General features: G+C 68.5%; 28 protein-coding genes. 14 read left to right on the plus strand and 14 right to left on the minus strand.

Features of this window, described 5'->3' with window-relative positions:
• Positions 1-4: 4 nt before the first annotated feature.
• The 4 genes from PARHAE_RS06140 to PARHAE_RS06155 form a co-directional block, all read right to left on the minus strand.
• Positions 5-1,585: an OpgD/OpgG family glucan biosynthesis protein gene (locus PARHAE_RS06140; RefSeq protein WP_126153719.1), complete on the minus strand. Its 1,581-nt coding sequence runs from the start codon at positions 1,583-1,585 to the stop codon at positions 5-7.
• 177 nt (positions 1,586-1,762) lie between these two features.
• A complete protein-coding gene (locus tag PARHAE_RS06145; RefSeq protein ID WP_126153720.1) occupies positions 1,763-2,500 on the minus strand; it encodes a calcium-binding protein in 738 nt (245 codons plus the stop codon).
• 220 nt (positions 2,501-2,720) lie between these two features.
• Positions 2,721-3,422, minus strand: coding sequence for an anti-sigma factor family protein (locus tag PARHAE_RS06150; RefSeq protein WP_126153721.1), 702 nt, complete (start codon positions 3,420-3,422; stop codon positions 2,721-2,723).
• Positions 3,423-3,467: 45 nt separating this feature from the next.
• Positions 3,468-3,959: an RNA polymerase sigma factor gene (locus tag PARHAE_RS06155; protein WP_126153722.1), complete on the minus strand. Its 492-nt coding sequence runs from the start codon at positions 3,957-3,959 to the stop codon at positions 3,468-3,470.
• A gap of 92 nt (positions 3,960-4,051) precedes the next feature.
• Here PARHAE_RS06155 and PARHAE_RS06160 point away from each other — a divergent pair, with 92 nt between their 5' ends.
• The gene (locus tag PARHAE_RS06160; RefSeq protein WP_126153723.1) at positions 4,052-5,326 is read left to right on the plus strand and encodes a S8 family serine peptidase; all 1,275 of its coding nucleotides are present in this window, start codon (positions 4,052-4,054) and stop codon (positions 5,324-5,326) included.
• A 40-nt stretch (positions 5,327-5,366) separates the two neighbouring features.
• Positions 5,367-6,407 carry an endonuclease/exonuclease/phosphatase family protein gene (locus PARHAE_RS06165; RefSeq protein WP_241232688.1) on the plus strand — a complete coding sequence of 347 codons (1,041 nt, stop codon included), beginning with the start codon at positions 5,367-5,369 and terminating at the stop codon, positions 6,405-6,407.
• A gap of 210 nt (positions 6,408-6,617) precedes the next feature.
• Here the strand turns inward: PARHAE_RS06165 and PARHAE_RS06170 are convergent, their stop codons facing one another.
• Genes PARHAE_RS06170 through PARHAE_RS06210 form a run of 9 tightly spaced genes read right to left on the minus strand, consistent with a single transcriptional unit; the run spans position 6,618 to position 13,418 of the window.
• Positions 6,618-6,986, minus strand: coding sequence for a hypothetical protein (locus tag PARHAE_RS06170; protein ID WP_126153724.1), 369 nt, complete (start codon positions 6,984-6,986; stop codon positions 6,618-6,620).
• A gap of 1 nt (position 6,987) precedes the next feature.
• Positions 6,988-8,049 carry a flagellar type III secretion system protein FlhB gene (flhB, locus tag PARHAE_RS06175; protein ID WP_126153725.1) on the minus strand — a complete coding sequence of 354 codons (1,062 nt, stop codon included), beginning with the start codon at positions 8,047-8,049 and terminating at the stop codon, positions 6,988-6,990.
• Positions 8,046-8,801: a flagellar biosynthetic protein FliR gene (locus PARHAE_RS06180; RefSeq protein WP_126153726.1), complete on the minus strand. Its 756-nt coding sequence runs from the start codon at positions 8,799-8,801 to the stop codon at positions 8,046-8,048. The genes flhB and PARHAE_RS06180 overlap by 4 nt, the downstream gene beginning before the upstream one ends.
• The gene (locus tag PARHAE_RS06185; protein ID WP_126153727.1) at positions 8,801-10,897 is read right to left on the minus strand and encodes a flagellar biosynthesis protein FlhA; all 2,097 of its coding nucleotides are present in this window, start codon (positions 10,895-10,897) and stop codon (positions 8,801-8,803) included. The genes PARHAE_RS06180 and PARHAE_RS06185 overlap by 1 nt, the downstream gene beginning before the upstream one ends.
• The gene (locus tag PARHAE_RS06190) at positions 10,894-11,172 is read right to left on the minus strand and encodes a hypothetical protein (RefSeq protein ID WP_126153728.1); all 279 of its coding nucleotides are present in this window, start codon (positions 11,170-11,172) and stop codon (positions 10,894-10,896) included. The genes PARHAE_RS06185 and PARHAE_RS06190 overlap by 4 nt, the downstream gene beginning before the upstream one ends.
• On the minus strand, positions 11,172-12,038 hold the full coding sequence (gene motA / locus PARHAE_RS06195; protein WP_126153729.1) for a flagellar motor stator protein MotA: 867 nt from the start codon (positions 12,036-12,038) through the stop codon (positions 11,172-11,174). The genes PARHAE_RS06190 and motA overlap by 1 nt, the downstream gene beginning before the upstream one ends.
• 12 nt (positions 12,039-12,050) lie before the next feature.
• Positions 12,051-12,593 carry a MotE family protein gene (locus PARHAE_RS06200; protein WP_126153730.1) on the minus strand — a complete coding sequence of 181 codons (543 nt, stop codon included), beginning with the start codon at positions 12,591-12,593 and terminating at the stop codon, positions 12,051-12,053.
• Positions 12,586-12,945 (minus strand): hypothetical protein, encoded by a 360-nt coding sequence (locus tag PARHAE_RS06205; RefSeq protein ID WP_126153731.1) that lies wholly within the window; start codon positions 12,943-12,945, stop codon positions 12,586-12,588. Before PARHAE_RS06205 ends, PARHAE_RS06200 begins: the two co-directional genes overlap by 8 nt.
• Positions 12,942-13,418, minus strand: a complete 477-nt coding sequence (locus tag PARHAE_RS06210) for a flagellar basal body-associated FliL family protein (RefSeq protein ID WP_126153732.1) — start codon at positions 13,416-13,418, stop codon at positions 12,942-12,944. Before PARHAE_RS06210 ends, PARHAE_RS06205 begins: the two co-directional genes overlap by 4 nt.
• Before the next feature lie 127 nt (positions 13,419-13,545).
• Between PARHAE_RS06210 and fliF the strand changes: the two genes are divergently transcribed.
• From fliF to PARHAE_RS06265, 11 genes are all read left to right on the plus strand, one after another.
• Complete coding sequence (gene fliF / locus PARHAE_RS06215; protein WP_277600649.1) at positions 13,546-15,102, plus strand: flagellar basal-body MS-ring/collar protein FliF; 1,557 nt, start codon at positions 13,546-13,548, stop codon at positions 15,100-15,102.
• Entirely contained in the window at positions 15,099-15,689 is a 591-nt protein-coding gene (locus PARHAE_RS06220) for a hypothetical protein (protein WP_126153734.1), read from the plus strand. The genes fliF and PARHAE_RS06220 overlap by 4 nt, the downstream gene beginning before the upstream one ends.
• Positions 15,677-15,934, plus strand: coding sequence for a FliM/FliN family flagellar motor switch protein (locus tag PARHAE_RS06225; RefSeq protein ID WP_126153735.1), 258 nt, complete (start codon positions 15,677-15,679; stop codon positions 15,932-15,934). The genes PARHAE_RS06220 and PARHAE_RS06225 overlap by 13 nt, the downstream gene beginning before the upstream one ends.
• The gene (gene fliP / locus PARHAE_RS06230; protein ID WP_241232689.1) at positions 15,931-16,650 is read left to right on the plus strand and encodes a flagellar type III secretion system pore protein FliP; all 720 of its coding nucleotides are present in this window, start codon (positions 15,931-15,933) and stop codon (positions 16,648-16,650) included. Before PARHAE_RS06225 ends, fliP begins: the two co-directional genes overlap by 4 nt.
• A 111-nt stretch (positions 16,651-16,761) precedes the next feature.
• Positions 16,762-17,478, plus strand: coding sequence for an energy-coupling factor ABC transporter ATP-binding protein (locus PARHAE_RS06235; RefSeq protein WP_126153736.1), 717 nt, complete (start codon positions 16,762-16,764; stop codon positions 17,476-17,478).
• Complete coding sequence (locus PARHAE_RS06240; protein ID WP_126153737.1) at positions 17,453-18,076, plus strand: energy-coupling factor transporter transmembrane component T family protein; 624 nt, start codon at positions 17,453-17,455, stop codon at positions 18,074-18,076. The genes PARHAE_RS06235 and PARHAE_RS06240 overlap by 26 nt, the downstream gene beginning before the upstream one ends.
• Positions 18,077-18,079: 3 nt before the next feature.
• Entirely contained in the window at positions 18,080-18,625 is a 546-nt protein-coding gene (locus PARHAE_RS06245; RefSeq protein WP_126153738.1) for a biotin transporter BioY, read from the plus strand.
• Positions 18,626-18,743: 118 nt separating this feature from the next.
• Positions 18,744-19,868 carry an extracellular solute-binding protein gene (locus PARHAE_RS06250; protein WP_126153739.1) on the plus strand — a complete coding sequence of 375 codons (1,125 nt, stop codon included), beginning with the start codon at positions 18,744-18,746 and terminating at the stop codon, positions 19,866-19,868.
• Positions 19,869-19,920: 52 nt separating this feature from the next.
• Entirely contained in the window at positions 19,921-20,985 is a 1,065-nt protein-coding gene (locus PARHAE_RS06255) for an ABC transporter ATP-binding protein (protein WP_126153740.1), read from the plus strand.
• Positions 20,978-21,859, plus strand: coding sequence for an ABC transporter permease (locus PARHAE_RS06260; protein WP_126153741.1), 882 nt, complete (start codon positions 20,978-20,980; stop codon positions 21,857-21,859). Before PARHAE_RS06255 ends, PARHAE_RS06260 begins: the two co-directional genes overlap by 8 nt.
• Positions 21,856-22,659 carry an ABC transporter permease gene (locus PARHAE_RS06265; protein ID WP_126153742.1) on the plus strand — a complete coding sequence of 268 codons (804 nt, stop codon included), beginning with the start codon at positions 21,856-21,858 and terminating at the stop codon, positions 22,657-22,659. The genes PARHAE_RS06260 and PARHAE_RS06265 overlap by 4 nt, the downstream gene beginning before the upstream one ends.
• Here PARHAE_RS06265 and PARHAE_RS06270 read toward each other — a convergent pair.
• Positions 22,637-23,581: a LysR family transcriptional regulator gene (locus tag PARHAE_RS06270; RefSeq protein ID WP_126153743.1), complete on the minus strand. Its 945-nt coding sequence runs from the start codon at positions 23,579-23,581 to the stop codon at positions 22,637-22,639. The two genes, PARHAE_RS06265 and PARHAE_RS06270, sit on opposite strands and share 23 nt — an antisense overlap.
• 122 nt (positions 23,582-23,703) lie before the next feature.
• Between PARHAE_RS06270 and chvE the strand changes: the two genes are divergently transcribed.
• Complete coding sequence (gene chvE, locus PARHAE_RS06275) at positions 23,704-24,759, plus strand: multiple monosaccharide ABC transporter substrate-binding protein (RefSeq protein WP_126153744.1); 1,056 nt, start codon at positions 23,704-23,706, stop codon at positions 24,757-24,759.
• Positions 24,760-24,819: the final 60 nt, after the last annotated feature.

The raw sequence follows: 24,819 nt of genomic DNA on the forward strand, positions 1-24,819 counted from the left end.
GGGATCAGGGCGTGCTGGCCAGCAGCGCGCGCAGTTGCGACGGGAACAGTTGCAGGATCAGCGTTTCCGTCATGGCCGCGCCCTTGCCGTCCACATAGGCGCGCAGGTCGATCGGATCGTCTCCGGGGCCGAAGGACAGGTCGAACAGCGCCCGCCAGTAATCCGTGCCCACCACCGGATAGACGGCGGTGTTCGACACCCGCGCCTGCGCCGTCGTCGCCGCGACGCTCAGCCCGTCCTCGCGCCCCAGGCCCGCAAGGTTCGGCCCGGCAAAGTCGCAGACGACCTTGACCACGCCCTTGGGGCGCGGCTGGCCCGGCACCCCGCCCGCGCCCAGGCGGACGGCGGTGAAATGGCCGATGGTGCTGACCGCCGGGTTGTCGCGCACCCAGTCCAGCCGATAGGCGAAATCGTGCTGCTGGCCCTTCGCGGTCGGCCCGGCGGGCTGCCAGAAGGCCACGATATTGTCGTGGATCTCGTCATCGGTGCGCAGCTCGGTCAGGACTACCGCGCCATCGCCCCAATCGCCCTGCGGCGTGATCCAGGCGCTGGCGCGGCGGTCGTAGAAAACCCCGTCGTCCTGGTACTGCGCGAAATCCCGTTCCCGCTGCATCAGCCCGAAACCCTTGACCGAGGGCGCGTGGAAGCTGTTCACCCGGGTTCCCGGCGGATTGTTCAGCGGCCGCCAGATGCGTTCGCCATTGCCTGCCAGGATCTCCAGCCCGTCGGAATCGTGGACCTCGGGGCGCCAGTCGGGGGCGATGTGGCGGTCCGTCTTGCCGAACCAGAACATCGAGGTCAGCGGCGCGATGCCCAGCCGTTCCACGGCGTCGCGCAGGAACACCGTCGCGGTGATGTCCTGCGACACGCCGTTGCCGCGCCGCGAGACGATGCGATAGGCGCCCGTCGCGCGCGGGCTGTCCAGTAGCGCATAGGCGGTCAGGTCGCCGTTCTCGGCCGGTTCCAGCCAGAAATGGGTGAACAGCGGGAATTCCTCGGGTCCGTCGGGGATCGCGGTATCGATGGCCAGCCCCCGCGCCGACAGCCCGAACTGCCCGCTATAGCCCGAGGTCCGCCAATAGGAGGCGCCCAGGAACGCCATCCAGTCGATCTCGGTCTTGGCGTCCTGGACGCGGAAGCCTGCGAAACCCTTGGTCCGGGTCAGTTGCCGGGCCGGGTTGCCTTCGGGAATGTCGAACAGGTCCAGCGAAAACGGCACCTCGGTCGCCATGCCGTCCTGGACGGTGTGGATGCGCACCGGGTTGCGGAAATACATGCCCGGAAAGAACGGCTGCACCGGAGAGATCCGGCCCTGGCCGCGCCACAGGCTGCGGTCGGCGCGGAAGCGGACCTGGTTGTGGCGGTCGTAATCCACCTGGTCCAGGATGTCGGCATCGGGAATGTCGTCGGGGACATGGGGACGGGTGGCCATGTCGCGGGCCATGTCGCGCAGCCGGTCGAAGGAAAACGGCTGGCTTTCGCCGGATGCGCCTTGCGCGCGGCCCAGATGCGGCAGCAGGAAGAACGCGCCGCCGCCCAGGGCGGATTGCAGCAGGCGGCGGCGGTTGAAACGGTCGATGGTCATGGAAACCCGGATGGCTGGCCTTTGGCGGCATCAAATGTTTGCTTCTGCCGCAAATGCAAGGCCATGCGCGGGGTTCGGCGGTCCCTTGCCGCCGAATTGCCCGATCTGTCGCGCCATTGCCATGGCGATGGCCAGGCCGCGCAAGACGCCCCGGCCCCCCAGGGTCGCCAGATGAAGTCACCAGATGAAGTCGTCCGCATCCAGTTCGCGCAGCCGCGTGTCCTGGATCACCAGCGAATGACTGCCCGCGCGGATGACGACATCCGACCCGCTCTGGCTGGCGGCGGCGCGGATGCTGGAAAAGCTGGTGAAGGCGGAAAAGGCCGACAGGTCGATCTGATCGTCGCCGTTCTCGAAATCGGTGATCCGGTCGCGACCGCTGTTGAAGATGAAGCGGTCGGCGCCTTCGCCCCCGGCCATCACGTCGTTACCCCGGCCGCCGTTCAGGATGTCGTTGCCCTCGCCGCCGCTGAGGCCGTCATTGCCCGCCTCGCCCAGCAGCACGTCGTCGCCCTCGCGGCCCCACAGCTTGTCGTGGCCCGCGCCCGAGCGCACGCTGTCATTGCCCTCTCCGGCGTCGATGCTGTCATTGCCCGTCAACGAGACGGCGGAATCGTTGCCCTCGCCCAGGACGATATGGTTGTGCCCTGCGCCGGCGCTGACGATGTCGTTGCCCTCTCCGGCGTTGATGCGGTCGCTGCCGTTGCCGGCCCAGATGCGGTCGTTGCCTTCGCCGCCGCTCAGCACGTTGTTGCCTTCGCCGCCGCGGATCTGGTCGTTGCCCTCGCCGCCGTGGATGGTGTCGTTGCCGCCGCCGCCCGACAGGGTGTCGTCGCCGGACCGGCCATAGATCAGGTCCGCCACGCTGGTCCCGTTATAGCGGTTGTCGCCGTCGTTTCCACGATAGGTCGCCATGTCGTCTTCTCCTGCAAGGGCGGTAAAGGGGAAGGGGCCGCGCCGCCCCGCCCATGGCCGCCGCGCCCGCCAGGCGGGGCGGGGCCGTGCGCCCCTCCGCCTGATGCAGCGTTTACGGGCGGGAGAGGGGGTTATTCCCGGCGGGACGGATCTTTTCCATCGCGGCAGCAAAAAGGCCCCCGAGACGGGGGCCTTTCGAAGGATGGTGTCGGACAGCGTGCTATTCGGACAGGGCCGCCGCCTCGTCCTCGGGGGTCAGCGGATCGCCCGCGCCGGTCCGCGCCAGCCAGTCTTCCAGGGCCGCGATGTCGCCCGATGCCGGGACATAGCCGTCGGTCGCCGTCATGACGCTGGCGAATTGCCGCTGCCAGCCGCCGTCGTCGCGGCAGGCGACGCTGACCGTCACGCGGGCGTCCTGGGCGGTTTCGTATTCCCGGCAGAACATCCCTTCGGCCGTGCGATAGGAGGCGATCATCGTCAGGTCGCGCCCATCGTCCAACATCGCCGCTTCGCCCGAGGGCAGGCTGTCCAGGGCCGCGATCTCGGCCTGTTCCAGACCAGCGGGCGCGCCGCCCATCTGCCACCAGCCCAGCCCCACCAGGGCCGCCGTCAGCCCGGCGGCAATGGCCGCCCAGGGCGCGCGGTTCCGGTTGGCCGCCCCCGCCGGAGTTGCCGGGGCAGGGGCCACGGGCGCCTGCGCGGGGATGCTGGCCGTGCGGATTCGCGCGATCAGGTCGTCGTCGCTGCTCTGTCCGGCCGGGGCCGCCGACAGCGCGCGCAGCCGCGCCCGCGTTTCGGTGAAGCGGCGCAGCCGGGTCTGGGCTTCGGGATCGTCGGCAATCGCGGCCTGGACGCGCGCGGCTTCGGCCCCGTCCAGCTCTCCGTCCGCCAGGGCCATCAGGGTTTCATCGTCAATCTGCACGGCCGGCTCCTTTCGAACGGGTGTAGGGGGAATACGCCTGGCGCGTCATCTTATTCCCAGCTTTTCCGCAAGCGCCAGCCGGGCGCGGGACAGGCGGCTCATCACCGTGCCCTTGGGGATGTCCAGGACGGCGGCGGCTTCGGCATAGCTGAGTTCCTCGATGCAGATCAGGTGCAGGATCTCGGACTGTTCCGGGGGCAGGGCCTGCATGGCGTCCTGGGTGGCGCGCAGCATCAGCCGCGCCTCGACCGCGCGGTCGCCGTCGTGGGCCAGGGCCTCGGGCATGTCGAAGACATCGACCTGCACGCCTTCGGTGCGCTGCCGCCGCGTCAGGTCGATGAAGGCGTTGCGGGTGATGCGGAACAGCCACGGCTCCAGCCGCGCGGCCGGATCATGGCTGTCCGCCGCGCGGATCGCCCGCTCCACGGTGGTCTGCACCAGGTCGTCGGCCAGATCCGGGCGGCGGGCCAGCGACATCGCATAGCGGCGAAGATTGGGCAGAAGCCGGATCAGGGCTTCGCCGAAAGCTGCGTCCATGCCACTCCTCTTGGATTTTTCCTGCGGCGGGGGAATATTTGCGGGTCTGGGGCGTCATTGTCCAGAAACGAACTGCCCAAAGGGAACCGGCCATGCCAAGGCTTCTGCTGTTTGTTGCCGTCCTCCTTCTGGCCCTGGCCAGCCATCCGCGCCTTCAACCCGAAGGCTGGTCGCTGGTCGCCGCCGCCCAGGCGGACGATGACGACGATGATGATGATGACGACGACGATGATGACGATGACGACGACCGGGTGATCCGCCGCGTCCGCCCCGCCCAGGCAGCCCCCGCGCCCCTGCCGACCCGCGCCGAGAACGAGGTTCTGGCCCGCGGTCTGACCGATGGCGATCTGGCCGTCCTTCTGGCCGAGGGGTTCGATCTGCTGCAACGGCGCGACCTGTCGGATGGCGACAGCCTGACGCGGCTGCTGAAGCCTGCATCCCTGACCATGAACCAGGCCCGCGACCGGGTGCGTGGTCTGGTCACCGAGGATCGGGCCGATTTCAACCATTTCTATCGCAGCGAACAGGCCGGTTCGGGGGCGCGCTGCGAGGGCGCCGATTGCCTTGCGCGCGACATGATCGGCTGGCCCGCCGGCCTTGCGGGCTGCGTCGCCCTGCCGCGCATCGGCATGGTCGATACCGGGCTGAACGCCGATCACGCCGCCCTTGCGGGGGCGCGGATCCGCGTCCATCGGATCGACACGCAGGCGCCGCCCTCGGACCTGCTGCACGGGACCGCCGTCGCCGCGCTGCTGGTGGGGAACAGGGACAGCCGCAGCCCCGGTCTGGTTCCGGGGGCCGAGCTGGTCGCCGTCGACGCCTTCCAGAAGGTCGCCCAGGATCAGCGCGCCGACGCCTTCGCGCTGATCGAGGCGCTGGATTACCTGGCCGCCCAGGACGTGCGCATCGTCAACCTGTCGCTGGCCGGGCCGCATAATGCGGCGCTCGACGCCCAGATCGCCGAGATGGCGGCGGCGGATATCCTGCTGATCGCGGCGGCGGGCAATGGCGGACCCCGCGCCGCGCCCGCCTTTCCGGCCGCCCATGACGCCGTGCTGGCGGTCACGGCGGTCGACCGGCGCGGCCAGATCTATCGCCGCGCGAACCGGGGCGACCATATCGACCTGGCGGCGCCGGGGGTGAATGTCTGGACGGCGGCGTCGATCAGCGGCGCGCGCACCAAGACCGGCACCTCCTATGCGGCGCCCTTCGTGACGGCGGCGGCGGCTTTGGCGTGGCAGCGCGATCCGGCGCTGACGGCGGCCGACCTGCGCGGCAGGCTGCGCGCCGCTGCCCGCGACCTGGGACCGGACGGGCCGGACGCGATCTTCGGCGCGGGCCTGATCGCCCCGCCGCCGCCCTGCTGAGGGCTTGGCAAGGCCGCGCGCGCCATGCCACATCTGGCGGATGATCCGTTTTGTCTGGATGATTTTCCTGTGCCTTGCCGGTCCTGCCGCCGCGCGGGATCTGCGCATCGCCACCTATGATCCCGGCCTGTCTCGGCCGGGACCGGGGCTGCTGCTGCGCGACATCCGCCGCGCCGACCCGCAGGTGCTGGCGGCGGCCCAGGTGATCGCGGCGGCGGCGCCCGACGCGATCCTGCTGACCGGCTTCGACTGGGATCATGACGGGCTGGCGCTGTCGGCCTTTGCACAGGTGCTGGAACAGGCGGGGCATCCGATGCCGCACCGCTTTGCCGCCCGCCCGAACAGCGGGATGCCGACCGGACTGGATCTGGATGGCGACGGCCGCAGCGGCGGGGCCGGGGATGCCCAGGGCTTCGGCCAGTTTTCCGGCCAGAACGCGATGGCGATCCTGTCGCGCCTGCCGCTGGGTCCGGTCACGGATCACACGGCCTTCCTGTGGCGCGACCTGCCCGGCGGCCTGATGCCCGCATCCGTGCCCCAGGGGCAGCGCCTGTCCTCGACCGCGCATTGGGACGTGCCGGTGCTGACGGATCGGGGACCGCTGCACCTGCTGGCCTGGTCCGCGACGCCCCCGGTCTTCGACGGACCCGAGGATCTGAACGGCCGCCGCAACCATGACGAGGCCGCCTTCTGGCTGGACCACCTGCCCGCCGCGCCCTTCGTGCTGCTGGGCAATCCGAACCTGGATCTGGCGGACGGAGACGGGCGCGCGCAGGCGATGACGGCCCTGCTGGATCACGCCCAGGATCCGCGGCCCAAGGGGGCTTTCCAGCCGGACCAAGCGGGCGCCAATGCCCGGCAAACGGGCGATCCCGCCTTAGATACGGCGGTCTATGATCCTGCCGGGCCGGGCAATCTGCGCGTCGATTACGCCTGGCCCGCCAAAGGATTGCGCGTGATCGCCAGCGGCGTGATCTGGCCCGCGCCGGGCGATCCGCTGGCCGCCGCGGTCGAGGCGGCGTCGAACCATCGCCTGGTCTGGGTGGATATCGATTTGGACTCGCTGGAGGCCGCGCGCTAGCGTCGCGGGGGTCGCTGGCGGGCTGGTCCGCCCTGCTGGATCGGGTGATCCATCGTCGGGGCGGATCCCGGCCGCAGCGCAGGCCGAGGAAATGCCGGTGCATTCTGGTCCCGCCCGGCACCCTGTCATGGCGTGAAGCACGAAGGGCGATCGCCCTTGTCTGATGCAACCATGCCCAGGCCGCAAGGGCGGGATCCCCGGAACGGCTTCTCAGTATCGCGGCGCGTCTTCTTCGGCGCGGTGCAGCGCCGACAGATTCAGCAGCACCTCGGCCCGGCCGAATTCGCGTGCCGCGTCGCGGCGGGCGGCGTCGAAGCGCGGCTGCATCCGGGCGACCTCGGCCTCGGCCTGGTGCAGTTCGCGGGCGCTGCGGCCTGCCTGGGCATTGGCGATCCGCGCCTCGGCCACCGACAGGGGCGCCGTGCTGCGATAGCTTTGGTCAAGCGCGGTGCGCATCGCGTCCGCACGGGTCTGCGCCTGCGTCATATGCACGCTGAAGGCCGCGAACCGCTTGAGTTCGCGTTCCGCCTTGATCCGCGCGATGCGCTCCAGTTGCGCCAGCTTGTCGCTGTCCTTCATGTCACCACCCCGCCCTGGCCTTTTCACGCATCTTTTCGGCGAAGCGGATCGCGGCGGCGACGGCGGCGAACTGTTCGCGGCGGATTTCCTGACCGATCTCGACCGTGGCATGGATGGCGCGGGCGCAGGGCGGATCGGAAAAGATCGGCACCTTGCTGTCGCGCGCGCGTTCTCGGATCCGGGCCGCGACCTCGTCGGTGCCCTTGGCCAGGCAGACCGGCGCCCGGCCGCTGCCGCGTTTCCATTGCAGCGCCACGGCATAGTGGGTGGGGTTCACGATCACCACGTCCGCTTTCGCGACATCGGCCAGCATCTGCCTGGTGGCGATTTCCACGGCGCGCTGGCGGCGGGCGGCCTTGAAATGCGGATCTCCTTCGGAATCCTTGTATTCGTCCTCCATCTCCTTGCGGGACATGCGGTTCTTGCGGCGGTGGTCGAACCATTGCCAGCCCATGTCCAGCCCCGCGAACAGGACCGAGATCGCCAGCGCCAGGGCCAGCACCCGGCCCAGCAGCGCGCCCAGATCGGCGATCCAGCGGTCGCCCGCCAGCGGGCTGGCCATCAGATGCCCCAGAAAGCCGCGGAACAGGAACCAGCCGCCCGCGCAGACAAGCGCCACCTTGCCCAGCGAAATCCCGAAATTCACCAGCCCCGACTTGCCGAACTTCTGCCCGGCGGTCTTCATCGGGTTGATCCGGTTCAGGTCGAAGGCCAGTTTCTGCGGCGCAAAGACCAGCCCCCGTCCTGCGATCAGCGCCACCAGGATCACCAGCGACGGCACCGCCGCCAGGGCCAGCACCGCCCAGCCCGCGTAATGGCCAAGCGCTTCGGCAATCGCCCCGGTGGTGCCGGGCGTCCAGCCCTCGGCGCCCAGGGCGCGGGTCGCCATCGACAGCCAGGCCTTGACGGCAAAGCCCGCGCCCACGGCAAAGGCCAGCCAGGCGCCCAGATACATCGCCGCCACGTTCAGCTCGGCCGAACGCGGGATGTCGCCCTTCTCTCGCGCCTTGCGCAGCTTCTGCTCGGACGCCTCGAAGGGCTTGTCGTCGTTTTCCTCGCTCATGGCGCCCCCGGCAGGACATGGCCCAGGATCGCGTCGGCCCACAGCCCGATCAGCACCGGCGCCAGCAGCGCCAGCGCCGCCAGCGCCAGCATGATCGCGGCAGGAGAGCCGATGAATATCACCGGCAGCGCGGGCATGACGCGGTTGATCACCCCCGACAGCGCCTGGAACATGAAGCCGCCCAGCGTGAAGGGCGCGGCCAGAAGCATGGCGATCCAGAAGCTGCGGGCGACCAGGCGGATCGCCTCGGCCGCCAGGCCGTCGGCGTCGGGCCAGCCGCCGGGAGGCCACAAGGCCAGGCTGTCTGCCATCAGCTGCACCAGCAGGATGGGCAGGCCCAGGACCATCAGCACCGCCAGCCCGGCCAGGTGGATCATGTTGCCGATGGGATGGGGCGCGGCCTCGTTCTGGCCGCCGACCAGCTGCGACAGGGATGCCGTGGCCGCGATGGCCGAGGTGGCGATGTCCAGAGACAGGGCCAGCAGGCGCAGGCCCATCCCGGCCGCCAGACCGATCAGCGTTTCACCGGCCGCCTGGCCCAGCGTCGTCAGCGTGTCGGAGGGCGGCAGGGCGGGGGGCGCCAGACCCGCCAGCATCGGCGTGACGGCGATGGCCGCCGCCGCGCGGACCCGGACCGGGATCACCCGTTCCCCGATGCCCGGCAGGACCAGCATCAGGGCCTGCACGCGCAGATAGACCAGCACCCAGGTCCAGCCGAACCCGGGCAGAAGCTGGGAAAGCTGGTCCCACATCAGCCGACCTCGATGGTGCCGATCAGGCGTAGGTCGGCGCCGGGGTCGATTTCCTCCAGCCCCAGGACCGGCATGGCGATGCCGTTCGATCCCAGGACCGCGCGCAGCATCCGCCGCCGGTGGTCGGGCGCCACCAGCACGGTCTGGAGCGCGGGCTCCACCGCCCCGATGGCGCGGCGCGCGGCGTCCAGCAGCTTGCGCGACAGGGCGGGCGTCATGGCCCCGCCGCCCGCGCGCCCCGTTTCCGCGTCGGCGCGGACGAACTCGGCCTCCCATGCCGGGTGCAGTTGCAGGGCCGAGATGTGGCCTGCGGGATCGCTGTATTGCTGGGTGATCTGGCCGCGCAGCCGCTTGCGAACCAGTTCATAGACCGTTTCGACCGATTCGATGCCGCGGAATTCAGCCATCGCATCGACGATCAGCGGCAGGTTTCGGATCGAGACCTTTTCGTCCAGCAACGCGCGCAGCACCGCCAGCAGCGTCTCAGGCGAGACCTTGTCGGGGATCATGCTGTCGAAATAGCGCCGGTTGCGTTCGGCCCGCGCGCTGTCGGACAGGGTCTTCAACTCCTCGATCTGGCGCTGCATCGCGCCCAGCGTCAGAAGCGAGGAGAGGTTGGCCCGCACGACCTCCATCAGATGCGTGGACAGGACCTCCATCGGGGTGACGACGGTGGCGCCCTGGGTGGCGGCGTCATCCTGGGCGTCGCGGTCGATCCAGCGGGCGGGGCTGAGATAGACGGGTTCGCGCACCGCGTCGCCCGTCAGGCCTTGCAGCACGGTGTCGGGGCCAAGCGCCAGGATCGCGCCCGGCCGCAGGCTGCCGCGTCCCCGCACGACGCCGTGGATGCGGATCTGATAGTCGCCGGGATGCAGGTCGTCGGTGTCGGTGATGCGCACGTCGGGCAGGATCAGGCCATAGGCGCGGGCGATATGGATGCGCAGGTTGGTGATCCGGCTGCCCAGTCCCCGCGCCTGGTCAAGCGCGATCAGCACCAGGTCCGAGCCGATTTCCACGCTGATCTCGTCTGTGTCCAGCACGTCGCCGATGCGGGCGGCGGGGCGCGGGGCGGCGGCCGATTCGGCCGGCAGATCGGGCAGGACGGTGGCGGCCGAAACCGCCTTGCGATGCAGGCTCCAGGCGCCGAAGGCCATGGCGGCCGCGATCGCCAGGAACAGCAGGCGCGGCATCCCCGGCACGAAGGACATCAGCAGCATTGCCGCCGCGACCACGGCGGCGGGCTGCCAGCCCCGGATCAGCTGGCTGGACAGAAGCCGCGCCGTCGTGTCGGTCGCGCCCCCCCGCGATAGCAGCAGCGCCGCCGCCATCGAGGTGATGACCGCCGGGATCTGGCCCACCAGCCCGTCGCCGATGGTCAGGTGGGAATAGCTGGCCATCGCCTCGCCCACGGGCATTCCATGGGCGACGATGCCGATGCCCAGGCCCACCAGCAGGTTGACCAGGGTGATGACGATGCCCGCCACCGCGTCGCCCTTGACGAATTTCGACGCCCCGTCCAGCGACCCGAAGAAATTGATCTCCTGCTGGTCGCGGGCGCGGCGGCCCTTGGCCTCCTGGTGGTCGATGGCGCCGGCGTTCAGGTCGGCGTCGATGGCCATCTGCTTGCCCGGCAGCGAATCGAGCGCGAAGCGCGCCGCGACCTCGGCCATGCGGCCCGAGCCCTTGGTGATGACCATGAAGTTGACGATGGAGATGACGGCGAAGACCGTCAGCCCGACCATCAGCGACCCGCCCGCGACGAAGCTGGCGAAACCGTTGATGATATGGCCCGCCGCGTCCGTGCCGGTATGGCCTTGGGTCAGGATCAGCCGGGTCGAGGACACGTTCAGCGACAGCCGGATCACCAGCGTCATCAGAAGCAGCATCGGGAAGGCCTGGAAGTCGGTGGGCCGTTCCACCAGCGACGCCATGACCAGGATCAGGACCGCCGCCGCGATCGACAGCGCAAAGCCGAAATCCAGGACCGCCGGCGGCAGCGGGATGACCATCGAGATGACGATCAGCACCAACCCCCCGGTGACAAGCACCGAGGTGTCGAGGGATTTCAGGCGGTTGGTGCGTCGGGCTGCGGTCATTCGGCACCTTCCTGCGCCGGAGCGGGATCGAGGATATCGGACAGCGTCCAGGGTTCGCTGGTCAGCAGCCCGGCCCGGCGCAGGAAGACCAGGGCCTGAAGCCGCGCCTCGGGCGACATGGCCATCAGCCGCGCGCGATAGTCGGCGGGCAGCGATTCGCCCTCCAGCAGCCAGCCTGTCGCCTCGTCGGCCAGGGCCGCAGCGTCGGGCAGCAGGGCCGGATCGGCCGGGGCGCTGCCGGACAGCGCGATCACCATCACCATCGCCCCGATCATCACGCGGCCTTCTTCAGGTCGCGCAGCGCGGCTTCCAGCGTGTTGAAGCTGGGGCGGACATGGTCGGGCACGGCCTGGCGCCCGACCTCGACGCACAGGTTGGTGGCGTGCTGGTGCAGGCCCGCGATCAGCACCGACTTGATGACATCGAAAAAGGCCAGATCCTGCTTGACGACGCCGCCCAGGCGGCCCGCCAGCGGCGCCACGAAGCCGTAGGCCAGGAACACCCCCAGGAAGGTGCCGACCAAGGCGCCGCCGATCATGCCGCCCAGCACGGCGGGCGGCTGGTCGATGGCGCTCATGGTCTTGATGACGCCCAGGACGGCGGCGACGATGCCCAGGGCGGGCAGGGCGTCCGCCATGTTCTGCAAGGCATGGGGGACATGCATCGAATCCTCGCGCAGCCCGGCCAGGCGGCGGGCCAGGATCTCCTCGACCTGGTAGGGATCGTCATAGTTCAGGCTGGCCGAACGCAACGTGTCGGCGATCAGCGAGACGACCTCGTGATCGGCCAAGAGGCGCGGATAGGCGGTGAAGATCGGCGATTCCGTCGGGTTCTCGATATGCTGCTCCAGGGCGACGGGATTTTCGCGCGCTACCTTCAGCAACTGGAACATCAGGCACAGCACGTCCTGATGGTCCGATTCCTTCCATTGCGGCCCCTTGAACGCCCGGATGATGCCGCCCGGCGTCTGTTTCAGCGTATGGCCGTCGTTGGTCAGCAGATAGGATCCGATGGCGGCGCCCCCGATCATCATCATCTCGAACGGCAGAGAGTGCGTGATCACACCCATCTTGCCCCCGGCAAGGGTATAGCCGCCGAAGACCATGGCGAAGGTGACGACGATGCCGACGATGCCGAACATGGGCTTTCTCCTTCAGTCGTTCTGGATGCTGCGGGCGCCCATCTGGGCGGTCAGCAGCGCCGCCTGGCGCGGTTCGACCGAGGCGATGATGCGGGCTCCGGTCTCGGGCTGGACGCGCATCAGGATCTCGGCCGCGAAATCGGGGGGCAGGTTGGTCAGCACCGCCGCCGCCTCGGCGGGCTTCATCTGGTCATAGACGGCGACCAGGCGGTCGATATCCTCGCGCACCGCCTGGGACGCGGTGTCGCGCCGCGACTGGATGCCGGATTTCTGCTGGCGCAACTCGGTCGCGCGGGCGCGCAGCGCGGCCTCGGCGGTGGCGATCTCGGCCTTGCGGGTCTCCATCGCCTCCATATAGCGTTCGATCCGCAAGGCGCGGTCGCGCAATTCGGTCGCAAGCGCCACCGCCTCGGGTACGTCGGTGCAGCCTTGCAGCAGGTCGTCCGAACTGGCCGAGGCCGCGAAGAAGCGCGACAGATTCCCGCCCTGCCATATCGCGGCCCCGGCGGGGACGGCGAAGGCCAGCGTCAGCATGGTCAGGACGGATTTACGCATCGCCGTTCACCACCCGCTTGCGCAGCCTGCGCATGGGAATGACGGGCGCGGGCTGGGCCATGGGCGCCTGGGCCTGGGTGATCTTCTGGCGCAGATCCCACAGCGCGCGTTCCTTGCGCGCCGAGGCGATTTCGGCCGACAGCGCCTCTCCGGCGGCCGTCGCCTCGGCCTTGGCGTCGCGGATGGCGCGGTCCAGGCGGTCCACCTCGGAGGCCATCACGGCGATGGCCCCGCCAAGGCCCGTTTCCAGGTCGTTGAGCCTGCGCAGACGGCGCGACAGCATCAGGCAGAACCCCCCAAGGCCCAGGGAGGCCGCCAGCAGCGCGGCCTGAAAGACGTGTTCCAATGTCATTTGAAGCGAAACTCCGTGATGAGCAGATCCTTGATGGCGCTTTCGCCCAGGACATAGCGGGTGCGCGTCAGAAGCTCGGCCCGGATGATTTCCAGGACACCGCGCTTGTCATAGGCCGCGGGGTCGATGCCCGACAGGAAGCTGGTGAACGCGTCCGAGACGCGCGGCATCAGATGCGCGACCTCGGCCTGGTGGGCGCTGTCGGTTTCCAGGCTCGCGGACAGCACCAGGTTGCGGCCCGATCCGCCGGGGATGATCAGGTCGACCGTCGGCACCGTCACGAACACGGTCGAGGGCAGGACCGGCGCCTCCTCTTTCGCGGCCAGCAGGGCCATGGGCGACCAAAGCCCCAGATAGGTCGAGGCGAAGCCGCCCCCCGCCAGCAGGACGGCGGCAAGGATCGGCACCAGCTTCTTCTTGCCGGATGCCTTTTCGGGCGGATCGAGGGCCTGATCGGCGGTCGCATCGGTCATGGTGATTCTCCGTCGTGACAAGACGGAATTAGCACCCCGCGACTAACCAAATCTTAACGCCGCCCATGTCATCAACGGCGGGACGAAGGAACCTGACGCTGATTCGAAAGGGCCGGTTTTGCAAAAATTGCAGGACTACTGGACAGAGCGAAGCTCACAACAGAAAGCCATCCTGGTGGCGGCGTTTCTGGCAACATTCATGGCCATCGCCGGCTTTGCCTGGGTTGCCAACCGCCCCTCGATGAGCCTGCTTTACGGCGGACTGGATTCGGCCCAGGCGGGCGAGGTCGTGGCCGGGATCGAACGCGCGGGCGTGGCCTACGAGGTACGGGGCGATTCGATCTGGGTCGATGCCGCCAGCCGCGACAAGCTGCGCATAGATCTGGCCGCGCAGGGCCTGCCTGCGGCGGGCGGGGCCGGCTACGAACTGCTGGACGGCATGTCGGGCTTCGGCACGACCTCGCAGATGTTCGATGCCGCCTATTGGCGCGCCAAGGAAGGGGAACTGGCGCGGACCATCCTGGCGCTGCCCAACGTCAAGACCGCGCGCGTCCACCTGGCCATCGAGACCGGGCGCGGCTATCGCCGCGACGGCCAGGGCAGTGCGTCGGTGACGATCGGCACCAACGGCCAGGGCGTCAGCCGCGACCAGGCGGCGGCGCTGAAATACCTGATCTCGTCGGGGGTGCCGGGCATGGCGCCCGAATCGGTGACGGTGATCGACACCAAGACCGGCATCGTCGCCTCGGGCGAGGATGAGCCGGGCGCCGATCGCGCCGCCGAGATGAAGCGCAATGTCGAACGCATCCTGGAACCCCATGTCGGCATCGGCAACGCCATCGTCGAGCTGAACCTGGATCTGGTCACGGAAAGCGAACAACTGACCGAACAGCGCTTCGATCCCGACAGCCGGGCGATGATTTCCCAGGTGACCGAGGAAACCACCGATCAGAGCAACAGCACCGGGTCGGGCGCGGTCACGGCGGCCTCGAACCTGCCGGACGGCGATCAGGCGCAGGGCGACCGGACCGAGGCCAATCGCCAGGAAACCCGTCAGCAGGCCAATTACGAGGTGACCCGAGTGACTCGCGAAGTGTCCCGCCAGCCCGGATCGACCCGGCGCCTGACGGTGGCGGTGCTGGTCAACGGCGTGGCCGAGCAAAACGCCCAGGGCGAGACGCAGATGGTGCCGCGCCAGCAGGCCGAACTGGACGTGCTGCGCGAACTGGTGGCCTCGGCCGTGGGCTATGACGAAACGCGGGGCGACCTGATCACCGTCAAGTCGCTGCCCTTCGCGGGCCTGGGCGAGGGCGGGACGGCCGCGGCCCCCGGCTGGATGGACCGGCTGGAGCTGAACGGCCTGGCGCGGATCCTGCTGATCGGGCTGTTCGCCCTGGCGGTGGTGTTCCTGGTGCTGCGTCCGGTCCTGAAGGGCCGCGCCCGTCCGGCGCTGGACACCAGCCGCCCGGCCCTTGACGCGCCCGTTCTCAGCGGGACCGTCCTGCCCGCCGCCGAAGTCCTGCCCGAGCCGATGGCCGCGCCCGCGCCGCCGCGCGCGCCCGAACAGCTTGCGCTGCCCTCGGGCGATCCGGTGGCCCGGCTGCGCAACATGATGAAGGAACGCCATGACGAAAGCGTCAAGATCTTGACCGGGTGGATCGACAACAAGGAGAACGCGCATTGACCCTTGCAGTATTCAAGCTCGAATCCTTCGGCGCGGCGATGGCGGCGCAGGGGGCGGCCCTGACCTTCAGCCGCGAGGCGGTGGACCAGGCCTTCGCCGACGGGCTGGCGGAAGGCATGGCCCGCCAGGCGGACGAACAGGTCCGCACGCTGAATGCCGGACTGGACCGCCTGGCCCGCGCCCTGGCCGATGACGAGGCGCGCCGTGCGGACCTGCGCCGCGAGGCCGTCGAGGCCCTGGCCCCGATCCTGACGCAGATTCTCGATTGCCTGGCTCCGGTTGCCGAATCGCGCCGCCTGGAAGCCGCCCTGACCGAGGAACTGCTGCGCCTGTCGCGCACCGCCGCGCCGCTGCGCGCCAGCGTCGCCTGCGGACCGGCGCTGCGGGCGATGGTGGACCGCTGCCTGGCCGATTGCGGGCTGGACGGGATCGAGGTCACGACGACCGAATCCGACCGCATTTCCCTGTCCCTGCACGGCGGCCGGATCGACCTGGATCCAGACCGTGTGGCGGAGGACATCCGCGCGCTGCTGAGCGAAATCAACCGGCCGAAACCGAACGGAGACGAGGCATCATGGACGCATTGAACCACCTGATCGACACCGACGCCATCCAGGTCGAGGTGACCGTGCGGCTGGGCCGGACCCGCCAGACCGTCGCGCAGCTTTCCTCGCTGCGGGCCGACGACATCCTGCTTCTGGACCAGTCCATCGACGAGGGGGTCGAGATCTGCGTGGGCGACAAGGTGATCGCGCGCGGCGAACTGACCGCCGACGCCAGCGCCGAGGATCGGCTGTGCGTGCGCATCCTGCCCGCCCCCGGCGCGGCATGATCCTGCGCGCAGCGCTGGGGGCGGCGCTGGCCGCGATGCCTGCCGCAGCCCTGGCGCAGGACCAGCTGGGCCAGATCGCCGGGCAGATGGGCGCGGGGCTGGGGCAGAACGCGGTCCTGCTGGTCGCGGCGCTGACGGCGCTGTCGCTGGCGCCCGGCATCGCGATCATGGTGACCTGCTTTCCCTTCATCGTCACCGTGCTGTCGATCCTGCGCCAGTCGATCGGGCTGCAATCCTCGCCGCCGAACATGCTGATCGTCAGCCTGGCGATGTTCCTGACCTGGTTCATCATGGATCCGGTATTGCGCGAGGCCTGGGCCGTCGCGGGCGCCCCCTTGCAGGACGGCACCATCACCCTGGGCGAGGCGATCCAGCGCGGCATCGTGCCTTTCCAGGACTTCATGGCCGCGCGCACCGATCCCGACACCTTGGCGGGCCTGGCCGAGATCGCGCCCGGCACAGGCGACCGCTCGGCCCAGTTGTCCGTGCTGATTCCATCCTTCATGCTGTCCGAAATCCAGCGCGCCTTCGAGATCGGCTTCCTGATCGCGCTGCCCTTCCTGATCATCGACCTGGTGGTCTCGGCCGTGCTGATGTCGATGGGGATGATGATGGTGCCGCCGGTGGTCGTGTCGCTGCCCTTCAAGCTGGCCTTCTTCGTCGCGGTGGACGGCTGGTCGATGATCGCGGGGGCCTTGGTGCGCAGCTATCAGTGACGCGTGACTTGCGCGGCGGCGCCGTTCCGGGGCAGATGCGCGCCAGGGCGTCGAGGGGCTTTGCGCGATGGCATCACGATCCAAACGGCACACTGTCGGGACAGGCGGGCGATGAGCGTGGATCTGCGCGACATCGGCGTGACGCTGGCCGGACGTTCTGTGCTGCAAGGCGTTTCGGCCCATCTGGCCGAGGGGCGGGTCGGCATTGTCGGGCGCAACGGGTCGGGCAAGACGACGCTGGCGCGGGTGATCGCGGGACTGATCGCGCCCGATTCCGGGACCGCCCGGATCGGCGGCATCGACATGGCGCGCAACCGCCGCGCGGCCCTGGCAAGCGTCGGACTCATTTTCCAGAATCCCGATCACCAGATCATCTTCCCGACTGTCCTGGAGGAAATCGCCTTCGGCCTGACCCAGCAGGGCCGCCGCCCCGGCGAGGCGGAGGCCGCGGCCCAGGCCATGCTGGACCGTTTCAGCAAGGGGCATTGGGCGGGCGCGGCGACGCACAGCCTTTCGCAGGGGCAGAAGCAGCTTCTGTGCCTGATGGCGGTGCTGGCGATGCGGCCGGGGGTGGTCGTGATGGACGAGCCGTTCTCGGGCCTGGACATCCCGACGCGGATGCAGCTGATGCGCTATCTGGGCGGGATCGCGGCGCAGGTGGTGATGGTGACGCATGATCCGGGCCAGCTTCGCGGCTTCGACCGGATCCTGTGGCTGGACCAGGGACAGTTGGTCGCGGACGGCCCGCCCGGCGAGGTTCTGCCGCGATTCGAGGCGCAGATGTTGGATTGGGGGCGTCTCGATGATCTCGCTGACCTCACCGATTGAGACCTGGGCGCATCGTCTGCCTGCCGGGACCAAGCTGTTGATCCTGTCTGCGCTGACGGTGGCGCTGTTCCTGGCCGAGCGGCCGTGGATGCTGGGGGTGGGCCTGCTGACCATCGCGGCGCTGTATCTGTCGGCGGGCGCGGTCTTCCTGCGGCAGGGGCTGCGCCATCTGCGGATGCTGTGGCCGTTCCTGCTGCTGATCGCGGTCTGGCACGGGCTGACCGGGCAGGTGCAGGCGGGCTTGATCATCGCCCTGCGCCTGCTGGCGGCGCTGGCGCTGGCGAATTTCGTGACCATGACCACGCGGCTGACCGACATGATCGCGGTGCTGACCTGGCTGCTGGCGCCGCTGCGCCGGATCGGCCTGTCCACCCGCGCGGTGACGCTTGCCATCGCCATGGTGCTGCGCTTCACCCCGATGCTGGTGGAAAACGGCAACAGGCTGTCGATGGCTTGGCGCGCCCGGTCGCATCGGCGGCCGAACTGGCGGATTGTCATGCCGATGGCCGCCTTGGCACTGGACGACGCCGATCATGTCGCCGAAGCTCTGCGCGCGCGGGGCGGGATTCTGCCCGATACCGGATCAGGGAGGGACTGACGGATGGAACGCAACATGACCCGGATCGCGCTGTTCGCCGCGCTGATCGCCGCCCTGGGGCTGATCCCCAGCCTGACGCTGGGCTTCGGCGTGCCGATCAGCGCGCAGAGCATGGGCGTGATGCTGGCGGGCGCGATCCTGGGGGCGCGGCGCGGCGCGCTGGCGGTGCTGCTGCTGATGGCGCTGGTGGCGCTGGGCCTGCCGCTGCTGGCGGGCGGACGCGGGGGCCTGGGGGCCTTCGTCGCGCCGACCTCGGGCTTCTTCATCGGCTGGCCGGTCGCGGCCTTCGTCACCGGGCTGATCGTCGAACGCTGGCGCGGCGCGCCCCTGGCGGTGACGGCGGCGGCGGCCTCGGTCATCGGCGGGATCGTGGTGCTGTATGCCTTCGGCATCGTCGGCATGTCCATCGCGCTGGGCAAGACCCTGGCCGAATGCGCGGTTCTGGTGACGGCCTTCATCCCCGGCGACCTGATCAAGGCGGTGCTGACCGGGCTGATCACCCAGGCCCTGGCGCGGTCGCGCCCTGACAGCCTGCTGTCGCGGTACTGAGGGGGCGGCTGATTTTCGATGAAAGATCAGACAAGTCTTTGACCTGTCACAGGGCCGGTCTATGCTTGGCGCCGATTGACCACCGCCCCGGCGGGGCGGCCTTATCGGGGGACGACACATGACCACATTCCATCGCCGCGGGCTTTTGAAGGGTGCCGCAGCAACCGCGGGCCTGACACTGGCCGCGCCGCTGATCGCGCGGCCGGGATTTGCCCAAGGGTCGGGCACGCTGAACATCTTCGCCTGGGCGGGCTATCTGAACGACGAGATTCTGGGCGCGTTCGAAAAGGCCACCGGAATCAAGCCGCAATACACCCCCTATGCCACCAACGACGAATTGCTGAACCAATTGCGCGCCAACAACGGCGCGGGCTTCGACCTGATCTGGCCGACCGTGGACCGGGTGCCGAACTATGTCGAATTCGACCTGGTGCAGCCGCTGGACGAAGCGAAGATCGAGGTGGCGAAGGTGCTGCCCTCGGCCTGGGAAAATTCCACGAACCTGGGTGCGGTGGTGGACGGCAAGCGCTATCAGGTGCCGACCGACTGGGGGACCGAGGCGGTGGCCTTCGACCGCGACCAGATGCCGCTGGAATACGGCAGCGCCTCCTATGGCGACATCTGGGGCGAGGCCGCGGCGGGCAAGGCCACCGTGCGCGCCCATTCCGCGCTGGTGGGCCTTGGCCTGTGGCTGGAATCCGAGGGCAAGCTGCCCCGTCCGCTGCTGGACGCCTTCAAGACGCCCGAGGCCCAGATCGAGATCTTCGACGTGATCGTCGCCGAGGCGATCGCCCGCAAGGGCAACATCATCCAGTTCTGGAACAACGAGAACGAGGCCCAGGGCGCCTTCCGCGTCAACGGCGCGGCCATCGGCCAGACCTGGGATTCGACCGCCGCCGCGCTGGCCAAGGAAGATCTGCCGGTGGGCTTCATCGCGCCCAAGGAAGGCGCGCTGGCCTGGATGGAGGGGCTGTCGATCCCCAAGGGCGCCGCGAACCTGGACGCCGCCTATGCCTTCATCAACTGGTTCCTGACGCCGGAAGCCGGGGCGATGTACAGCAACGCGACCTCGATCAACTCGACCGCCGTGGGATCGGCCGACCTGCTGTCGGATCAGGCCAAGGCCTTCTTCGCCGCCGCCTATCCGGGCGATGCGCTGGACAAGCTGTGGTGGTGGCCGATCCAGGAAAACTGGTATGTGACCAAGCGCAACGAATACCAGGACCGCTTCCTGTCGGCCTGAGGACCAACCGGGGCAGGGGAGCCGACCCCTGTCCCTCACCAACGGGGGACGGATGTCGCATTCGGTGGAACTTGACGGGATCGGGATGCGCTTCGGCAGGACGCAGGCGGTCAGCGGCGTGTCCTTCACGGTCCAGCCGGGCGAGTTCTTCTCGATCCTGGGGCCGTCGGGCTGCGGCAAGACCACGATCCTGCGGATGATCGCCGGGTTCATCCAGCCGACCGAGGGACGGGTGCTGATCGGCGACCGCGACATGGCCGGGCTTGGCCCGAACCAGCGGCCGACGGCGATGATCTTCCAGTCGCTGGCCCTGTTCCCGCTGATGCCGGTCTGGGAAAACATCGCCTTCGGGCTGGAAGCGCGGGGCATGGGCCGCGCGGAACGCCGCAAGCGGGCGGACGATCTGCTGCATCTGATCGCATTGGAAGGATATGGCGACCGGATGCCCGGCGAGCTGTCGGGCGGGCAGCGCCAGCGGGTCGCCATCGCCCGCGCCTTGGCCGTGGAACCGGGCGTGCTGCTGCTGGACGAGCCGCTGTCTGCGCTGGATCTGAAGCTGCGCCAGCACATGCGGGCGGAACTGCGCAGCCTTCAGAAACGCACCGGCGTCACCTTCATCTATATCACCCACGATCAGTCCGAGGCGCTGGCCATGTCCGACCGCGTGGCCGTGATGTCGGCGGGTGTGTTGCAGCAGACAGCCACGCCGCGCCAGCTTTACGATAATCCCGCCACGCCCTTCGTCGCGCGTTTCGTGGGCGAGACGAACGCCATCGCGGGCCGGGTCAGCGCCGTGGGCGACGGCATGGCCCGCGTGGATACCGCCCTGGGTCCGCTGCACGGACGCGCGCAGGGCGCCGTCGCCATCGGCCAGGCCGCCACGCTGTATGTCCGCCCCGAGGCGCTGATGCCCGGCGTCGGCGCCAATACCCTGCGCGCCCGTGTCGGCCGCATGGATTTCGAAGGGGCCTTCGCCCTGATCCACGGCCAGTTTGCCGACGGCGCGGCGCTGACGGCGGCGGTGCCCTCCACCCGTCTGGCCGACGCGCCCGCGCCGGGGACGGATGCCAGCTTTTCCTTTGCGCCGGAACATGCCGTGGTGCTGGCCGATGCGTGATCTTTACGCGCGCTTTGGCGGCGGCTTGGCGACGATCTTTCTGTCGCTGGTGCTGGTCTGGCTGGCGGCGATGGTGCTGGCGCCGAACCTGATGATGATCGACTATGCCCTGCGCCCGAACCTGCCGCCCGCGCAGATCGGCGGACCGCAGGACCTGTGGTCGGCGGACAATTTCCTGTATCTGGCGAACGAGGGCGTGCATCGCGCGATCTTCTTCAAGACGGTCTGGGCCAGTGCGCTGGTCGCGGCGGTGACGCTGGTGGTCTGCTATCCGATCGCCTTCTGGATGGCGCAGCGCGCGACGCCGGGGCAGTTGTCCATCGCGCTGATGCTGGTCATCATCCCCTTCTTCATCAACGAGGTGCTGCGGACGCTGGCCTGGTTCATCCTGCTGGCCTATCGCGGGCCGCTGAACGCGGTCTTGCAGGGGATCGGGTTGATCGATGCGCCGATCCGCTGGCAGGGGGACGGCGGCGTGCTGGCGGGGATGGTCTATGCCTATATCCTGTTCATGCTGCTGCCGATCTATAACGCCATAGAATCGCTGGACAAATCCCAGATTGAGGCCGCGCGGGATCTGGGCTCGCCCACATGGCGGACGCATTGGCGCATCGTCATCCCCCATGCCAAGGCGGGCATCGCCACCGGCTGCGTCTTCACCTTCATGCTGGCGGCCGGATCCTATGTCGCGCCCGCGCTGCTGGGCAGCCCCGGCAGCCGCTGGTTCACCGAGATCATCTACAACTGGTTCTTCGAGGGTGGCGACTGGAACCGGGGCGCGGCCTATGCGCTGACGCTGCTGGTCCTGTGCCTGGCCGTGGTGCTGGTCACGCTGCGCGTCTTCCGCGTGAACCTGACGGATGTGGCGAAATGACGCCTGACCGGATCTTTCGCGGGCTGTTCGTGCTGTATCTGCTGGCCTTCGTGGCCTATCTGTTCATGCCGCTGATCATCATGGGCGCCGCCGCCTTCAACACCAGCCGCTTTCCCACGGTGATCCCCTGGCAGGGCACGACGCTGGACTGGTTTTCCGCGATGTGGGCGGATGCGGCGATGTGGCGGGCGCTGTGGACCTCGGCCATCGTGGCGTTCTTTGTGGTGTTGGTGGCGCTGCCGGTCGGCACCGCCGCAGCCTTGGTGCTGACCACGCTGCATTCGCGGGCGCGCAGCTTCGCCTATGCGGTGATGGTCTCGCCCCTGCTGACGCCGGGGGTGGTGATCGGGATTTCCACGCTGATCCTGTGGCGGCAGGTCGGCATCGGCGGCGGCATCGCGCTGATCGTGGTGGCGCAGACGACCTTCATCATCTGCTATGTGATGCTGATGGTGATGGCGCGCCTGCAACGCTTCGACCGCACGCAAGAGGAGGCGGCCCTGGGCCTGGGCGCGTCGCGGCTGATGGTGTTCCGCCGGGTGCTGCTGCCATTCCTCCGGCCCGCGCTGCTGGCATCGGGCGGGCTGGCGATTCTGCAATCAGTGGAAAATTATAACACCACGCTGTTCGTGCGCGGGTTCGAGACGCCGCTGACCGTGTTCATCGCCACCAAGGTCCGCACCGGCCTGACGCCTGCCGTCAACGCCCTGGCCCTGGTCATCATCGCCGTCACGGTGATCGGCGCGGTGGCATACGAAATCGCCCGGCGCAGGCAACTCAGCGCGCGTCCGCGTTCCTGATCGGGCTGCGCGACATCTGCGCCACCGCGTCGCGCAGGCGTTTTGCCAGCGGCGACAGCGGGCGGCGTTTCAGATCCAGCAGGAAATAGGGCGACACCCGGATCGGCTGCGGCGTCGGGATGATCGTGAACCCGGCCCCGACCGGCGGGCGGATCAGCAGTTCGGCGACCTCTTGCGACACCGGAGTGATCGCATTCGTCTGCGCCAGATAGGCGATGGTCAGCAGCAGCGACGGGCTGTTGACGATGTTGTCGGGTTCCGACAGCCCGACGCCCGCGAAGGCGGCCAGCGTCGCCTCGCGGATCGGGGCGCCGCGCTGCTGCATGATCCATTCCTGCCCGGCCAGTTCGGTCAGCGTGACCAGTCTGGCGCGGGCCAGCGGATGGTCGGCCCGCGCCATCAGCGCCACCTTTTCATCCGACATCGGCAGGATGTTGAAGGCGTCGCTGTCGAATTCCGGCAGGATCCGGCCCAGCACGAAATCCATCTCTCCGCCCGACAACTGCATCAGCAGATCGCGCGAGGGCATCACGTCCACGGTGATGTCGGCGCCGGGGCTTTCCTCCTTGATCTGGCGGATCGCGCTGACAAGATAGCTGATCGCCGGTCCGGTCACCGCCCCCACCCGCACCGAACCGGCATAGCCGCCGCGCAGGGCGCGCACGTCCGATTCGATGCTGGCCATCTCGCGCAGGATCACGCGGGCGCGGCGCAGCACGGCGGTGCCGATCTCGGTCGGCTCCATCCCCTTGGGCTGGCGAAGAAACAGGGCCGCGCCGACATGGCGCTCTGCCTCGGCCAGCATCCGAGAGGCGGCGGGCTGGGTCATGGCCAGCGCTTCGGCCGCCATCTGCAACTGTCCGTGCAGGGCGATTTCGTGGATCAGGCGCAGTTGCGGCGGCTTCAGGGCGCGTATGGACATATCATTTTCGGTATGAAGATTGCCTATTTTATCATTTTACCGGCATGATAACCGTTTGCTACATCTTTTCTCATCTATTCGGAGGATGCGTGGCCCATGTGCCGCGCAAGGGGAGGATACAGATGAAGTTCAGAACCGCTGCGGTCGCGCTGGCGATCGGGGTCTCGTGGCTGGCGACCGGCGCCATGGCGGAAACCATCGGCATCGCGATGCCCACCAAATCGTCCGCCCGCTGGATCGACGACGGCAACAACATGGTCAAGCAGTTGCAGGAAGCCGGCTACGACACCGACCTGCAATATGCCGAGGACGACATCCCGAACCAGCTGGCCCAGGTGGAAAACATGATCACCAAGGGCGTGAACGTCCTGGTGATCGCCGCCATCGATGGCACCACCCTGTCGAACGCCCTGGAAAACGCCGCCGCCGCCGACATCAAGGTGATCGCCTATGACCGCCTTATCCGCGGGTCGGAACATGTCGATTATTACGCGACCTTCGACAACTTCAAGGTCGGCGTCCAGCAGGCGAGCACGCTGGTCGACGGGCTGAAGGAACGCTTCCCGGATGTGAAGCCCTGGAACGTGGAACTGTTCGGCGGCAGCCCCGACGACAACAACGCCTTCTTCTTCTATGACGGCGCGATGTCGGTTCTTCAGCCGCTGATCGACGATGGTTCCATCGTGATCGGGTCGGGCCAGACCGGCATGGAAAAGGTCGGCACGCTGCGCTGGGATCCGGCGGTGGCGCAGGCGCGGATGGATAACCTTCTGTCCTCGAACTATGGCGACAAGCAGGTCCATGGGGTGCTGTCGCCCTATGACGGGCTGTCCATCGGGATCCTGTCGTCGCTGAAGGGCGTGGGCTATGGGTCGGGCGACATGCAGATGCCCATCGTCACCGGCCAAGACGCCGAGGTGCAGTCGGTGAAATCCATCGAGGCGGGCGAGCAGTATTCGACCATCTTCAAGGACACCCGCGAACTGGCCCGCGTCACCGTGGGCATGGTGGACGCCGTTCTGAAAGGGACCGAACCGGAAATCAACGACACCGAGACCTATGACAACGGTGTCAAGGTCGTGCCCTCCTATCTGTTGGAGCCGGTGCCGGTGACCAAGGCCAACATCAAGGAGGCTCTGATCGATTCCGGTTACTACACCGAAGATCAGCTGAAGTGATCCTTGCGGGGCGGGCCGAAGGGTTCCGCCCCCAGATCGACCAGCACCTTGGGGAGGGGA

This window comes from Paracoccus haematequi (assembly GCF_900631945.1).
Lineage (GTDB): Bacteria > Pseudomonadota > Alphaproteobacteria > Rhodobacterales > Rhodobacteraceae > Paracoccus > Paracoccus haematequi_A.

Excerpts from the sequence above, each read along its gene's own strand:
- PARHAE_RS06145 (WP_126153720.1), bottom strand. The coding sequence starts at position 2,500 with ATGGCGACCTATCGTGGAAACGACGGCGACAACCGCTATAACGGGACC.
- PARHAE_RS06210 (WP_126153732.1), bottom strand. The coding sequence starts at position 13,418 with ATGACCGATGCGACCGCCGATCAGGCCCTCGATCCGCCCGAAAAGGCA.
- PARHAE_RS06180 (WP_126153726.1), bottom strand. The coding sequence starts at position 8,801 with ATGTGGGACCAGCTTTCCCAGCTTCTGCCCGGGTTCGGCTGGACCTGG.
- PARHAE_RS06155 (WP_126153722.1), bottom strand. The coding sequence starts at position 3,959 with ATGGACGCAGCTTTCGGCGAAGCCCTGATCCGGCTTCTGCCCAATCTT.
- PARHAE_RS06165 (WP_241232688.1), top strand. The coding sequence starts at position 5,367 with ATGATCCGTTTTGTCTGGATGATTTTCCTGTGCCTTGCCGGTCCTGCC.
- PARHAE_RS06185 (WP_126153727.1), bottom strand. The coding sequence starts at position 10,897 with ATGACCGCAGCCCGACGCACCAACCGCCTGAAATCCCTCGACACCTCG.
- fliP (WP_241232689.1), top strand. The coding sequence starts at position 15,931 with ATGATCCTGCGCGCAGCGCTGGGGGCGGCGCTGGCCGCGATGCCTGCC.
- PARHAE_RS06140 (WP_126153719.1), bottom strand. The coding sequence starts at position 1,585 with ATGACCATCGACCGTTTCAACCGCCGCCGCCTGCTGCAATCCGCCCTG.
- PARHAE_RS06160 (WP_126153723.1), top strand. The coding sequence starts at position 4,052 with ATGCCAAGGCTTCTGCTGTTTGTTGCCGTCCTCCTTCTGGCCCTGGCC.
- PARHAE_RS06200 (WP_126153730.1), bottom strand. The coding sequence starts at position 12,593 with ATGCGTAAATCCGTCCTGACCATGCTGACGCTGGCCTTCGCCGTCCCC.
- PARHAE_RS06205 (WP_126153731.1), bottom strand. The coding sequence starts at position 12,945 with ATGACATTGGAACACGTCTTTCAGGCCGCGCTGCTGGCGGCCTCCCTG.
- PARHAE_RS06265 (WP_126153742.1), top strand. The coding sequence starts at position 21,856 with ATGACGCCTGACCGGATCTTTCGCGGGCTGTTCGTGCTGTATCTGCTG.
- PARHAE_RS06260 (WP_126153741.1), top strand. The coding sequence starts at position 20,978 with ATGCGTGATCTTTACGCGCGCTTTGGCGGCGGCTTGGCGACGATCTTT.
- PARHAE_RS06270 (WP_126153743.1), bottom strand. The coding sequence starts at position 23,581 with ATGTCCATACGCGCCCTGAAGCCGCCGCAACTGCGCCTGATCCACGAA.
- PARHAE_RS06190 (WP_126153728.1), bottom strand. The coding sequence starts at position 11,172 with ATGATCGGGGCGATGGTGATGGTGATCGCGCTGTCCGGCAGCGCCCCG.
- PARHAE_RS06240 (WP_126153737.1), top strand. The coding sequence starts at position 17,453 with ATGATCTCGCTGACCTCACCGATTGAGACCTGGGCGCATCGTCTGCCT.
- PARHAE_RS06255 (WP_126153740.1), top strand. The coding sequence starts at position 19,921 with ATGTCGCATTCGGTGGAACTTGACGGGATCGGGATGCGCTTCGGCAGG.
- flhB (WP_126153725.1), bottom strand. The coding sequence starts at position 8,049 with ATGAGCGAGGAAAACGACGACAAGCCCTTCGAGGCGTCCGAGCAGAAG.
- PARHAE_RS06235 (WP_126153736.1), top strand. The coding sequence starts at position 16,762 with ATGAGCGTGGATCTGCGCGACATCGGCGTGACGCTGGCCGGACGTTCT.
- PARHAE_RS06245 (WP_126153738.1), top strand. The coding sequence starts at position 18,080 with ATGGAACGCAACATGACCCGGATCGCGCTGTTCGCCGCGCTGATCGCC.
- motA (WP_126153729.1), bottom strand. The coding sequence starts at position 12,038 with ATGTTCGGCATCGTCGGCATCGTCGTCACCTTCGCCATGGTCTTCGGC.
- chvE (WP_126153744.1), top strand. The coding sequence starts at position 23,704 with ATGAAGTTCAGAACCGCTGCGGTCGCGCTGGCGATCGGGGTCTCGTGG.
- PARHAE_RS06170 (WP_126153724.1), bottom strand. The coding sequence starts at position 6,986 with ATGAAGGACAGCGACAAGCTGGCGCAACTGGAGCGCATCGCGCGGATC.
- PARHAE_RS06225 (WP_126153735.1), top strand. The coding sequence starts at position 15,677 with ATGGACGCATTGAACCACCTGATCGACACCGACGCCATCCAGGTCGAG.
- PARHAE_RS06250 (WP_126153739.1), top strand. The coding sequence starts at position 18,744 with ATGACCACATTCCATCGCCGCGGGCTTTTGAAGGGTGCCGCAGCAACC.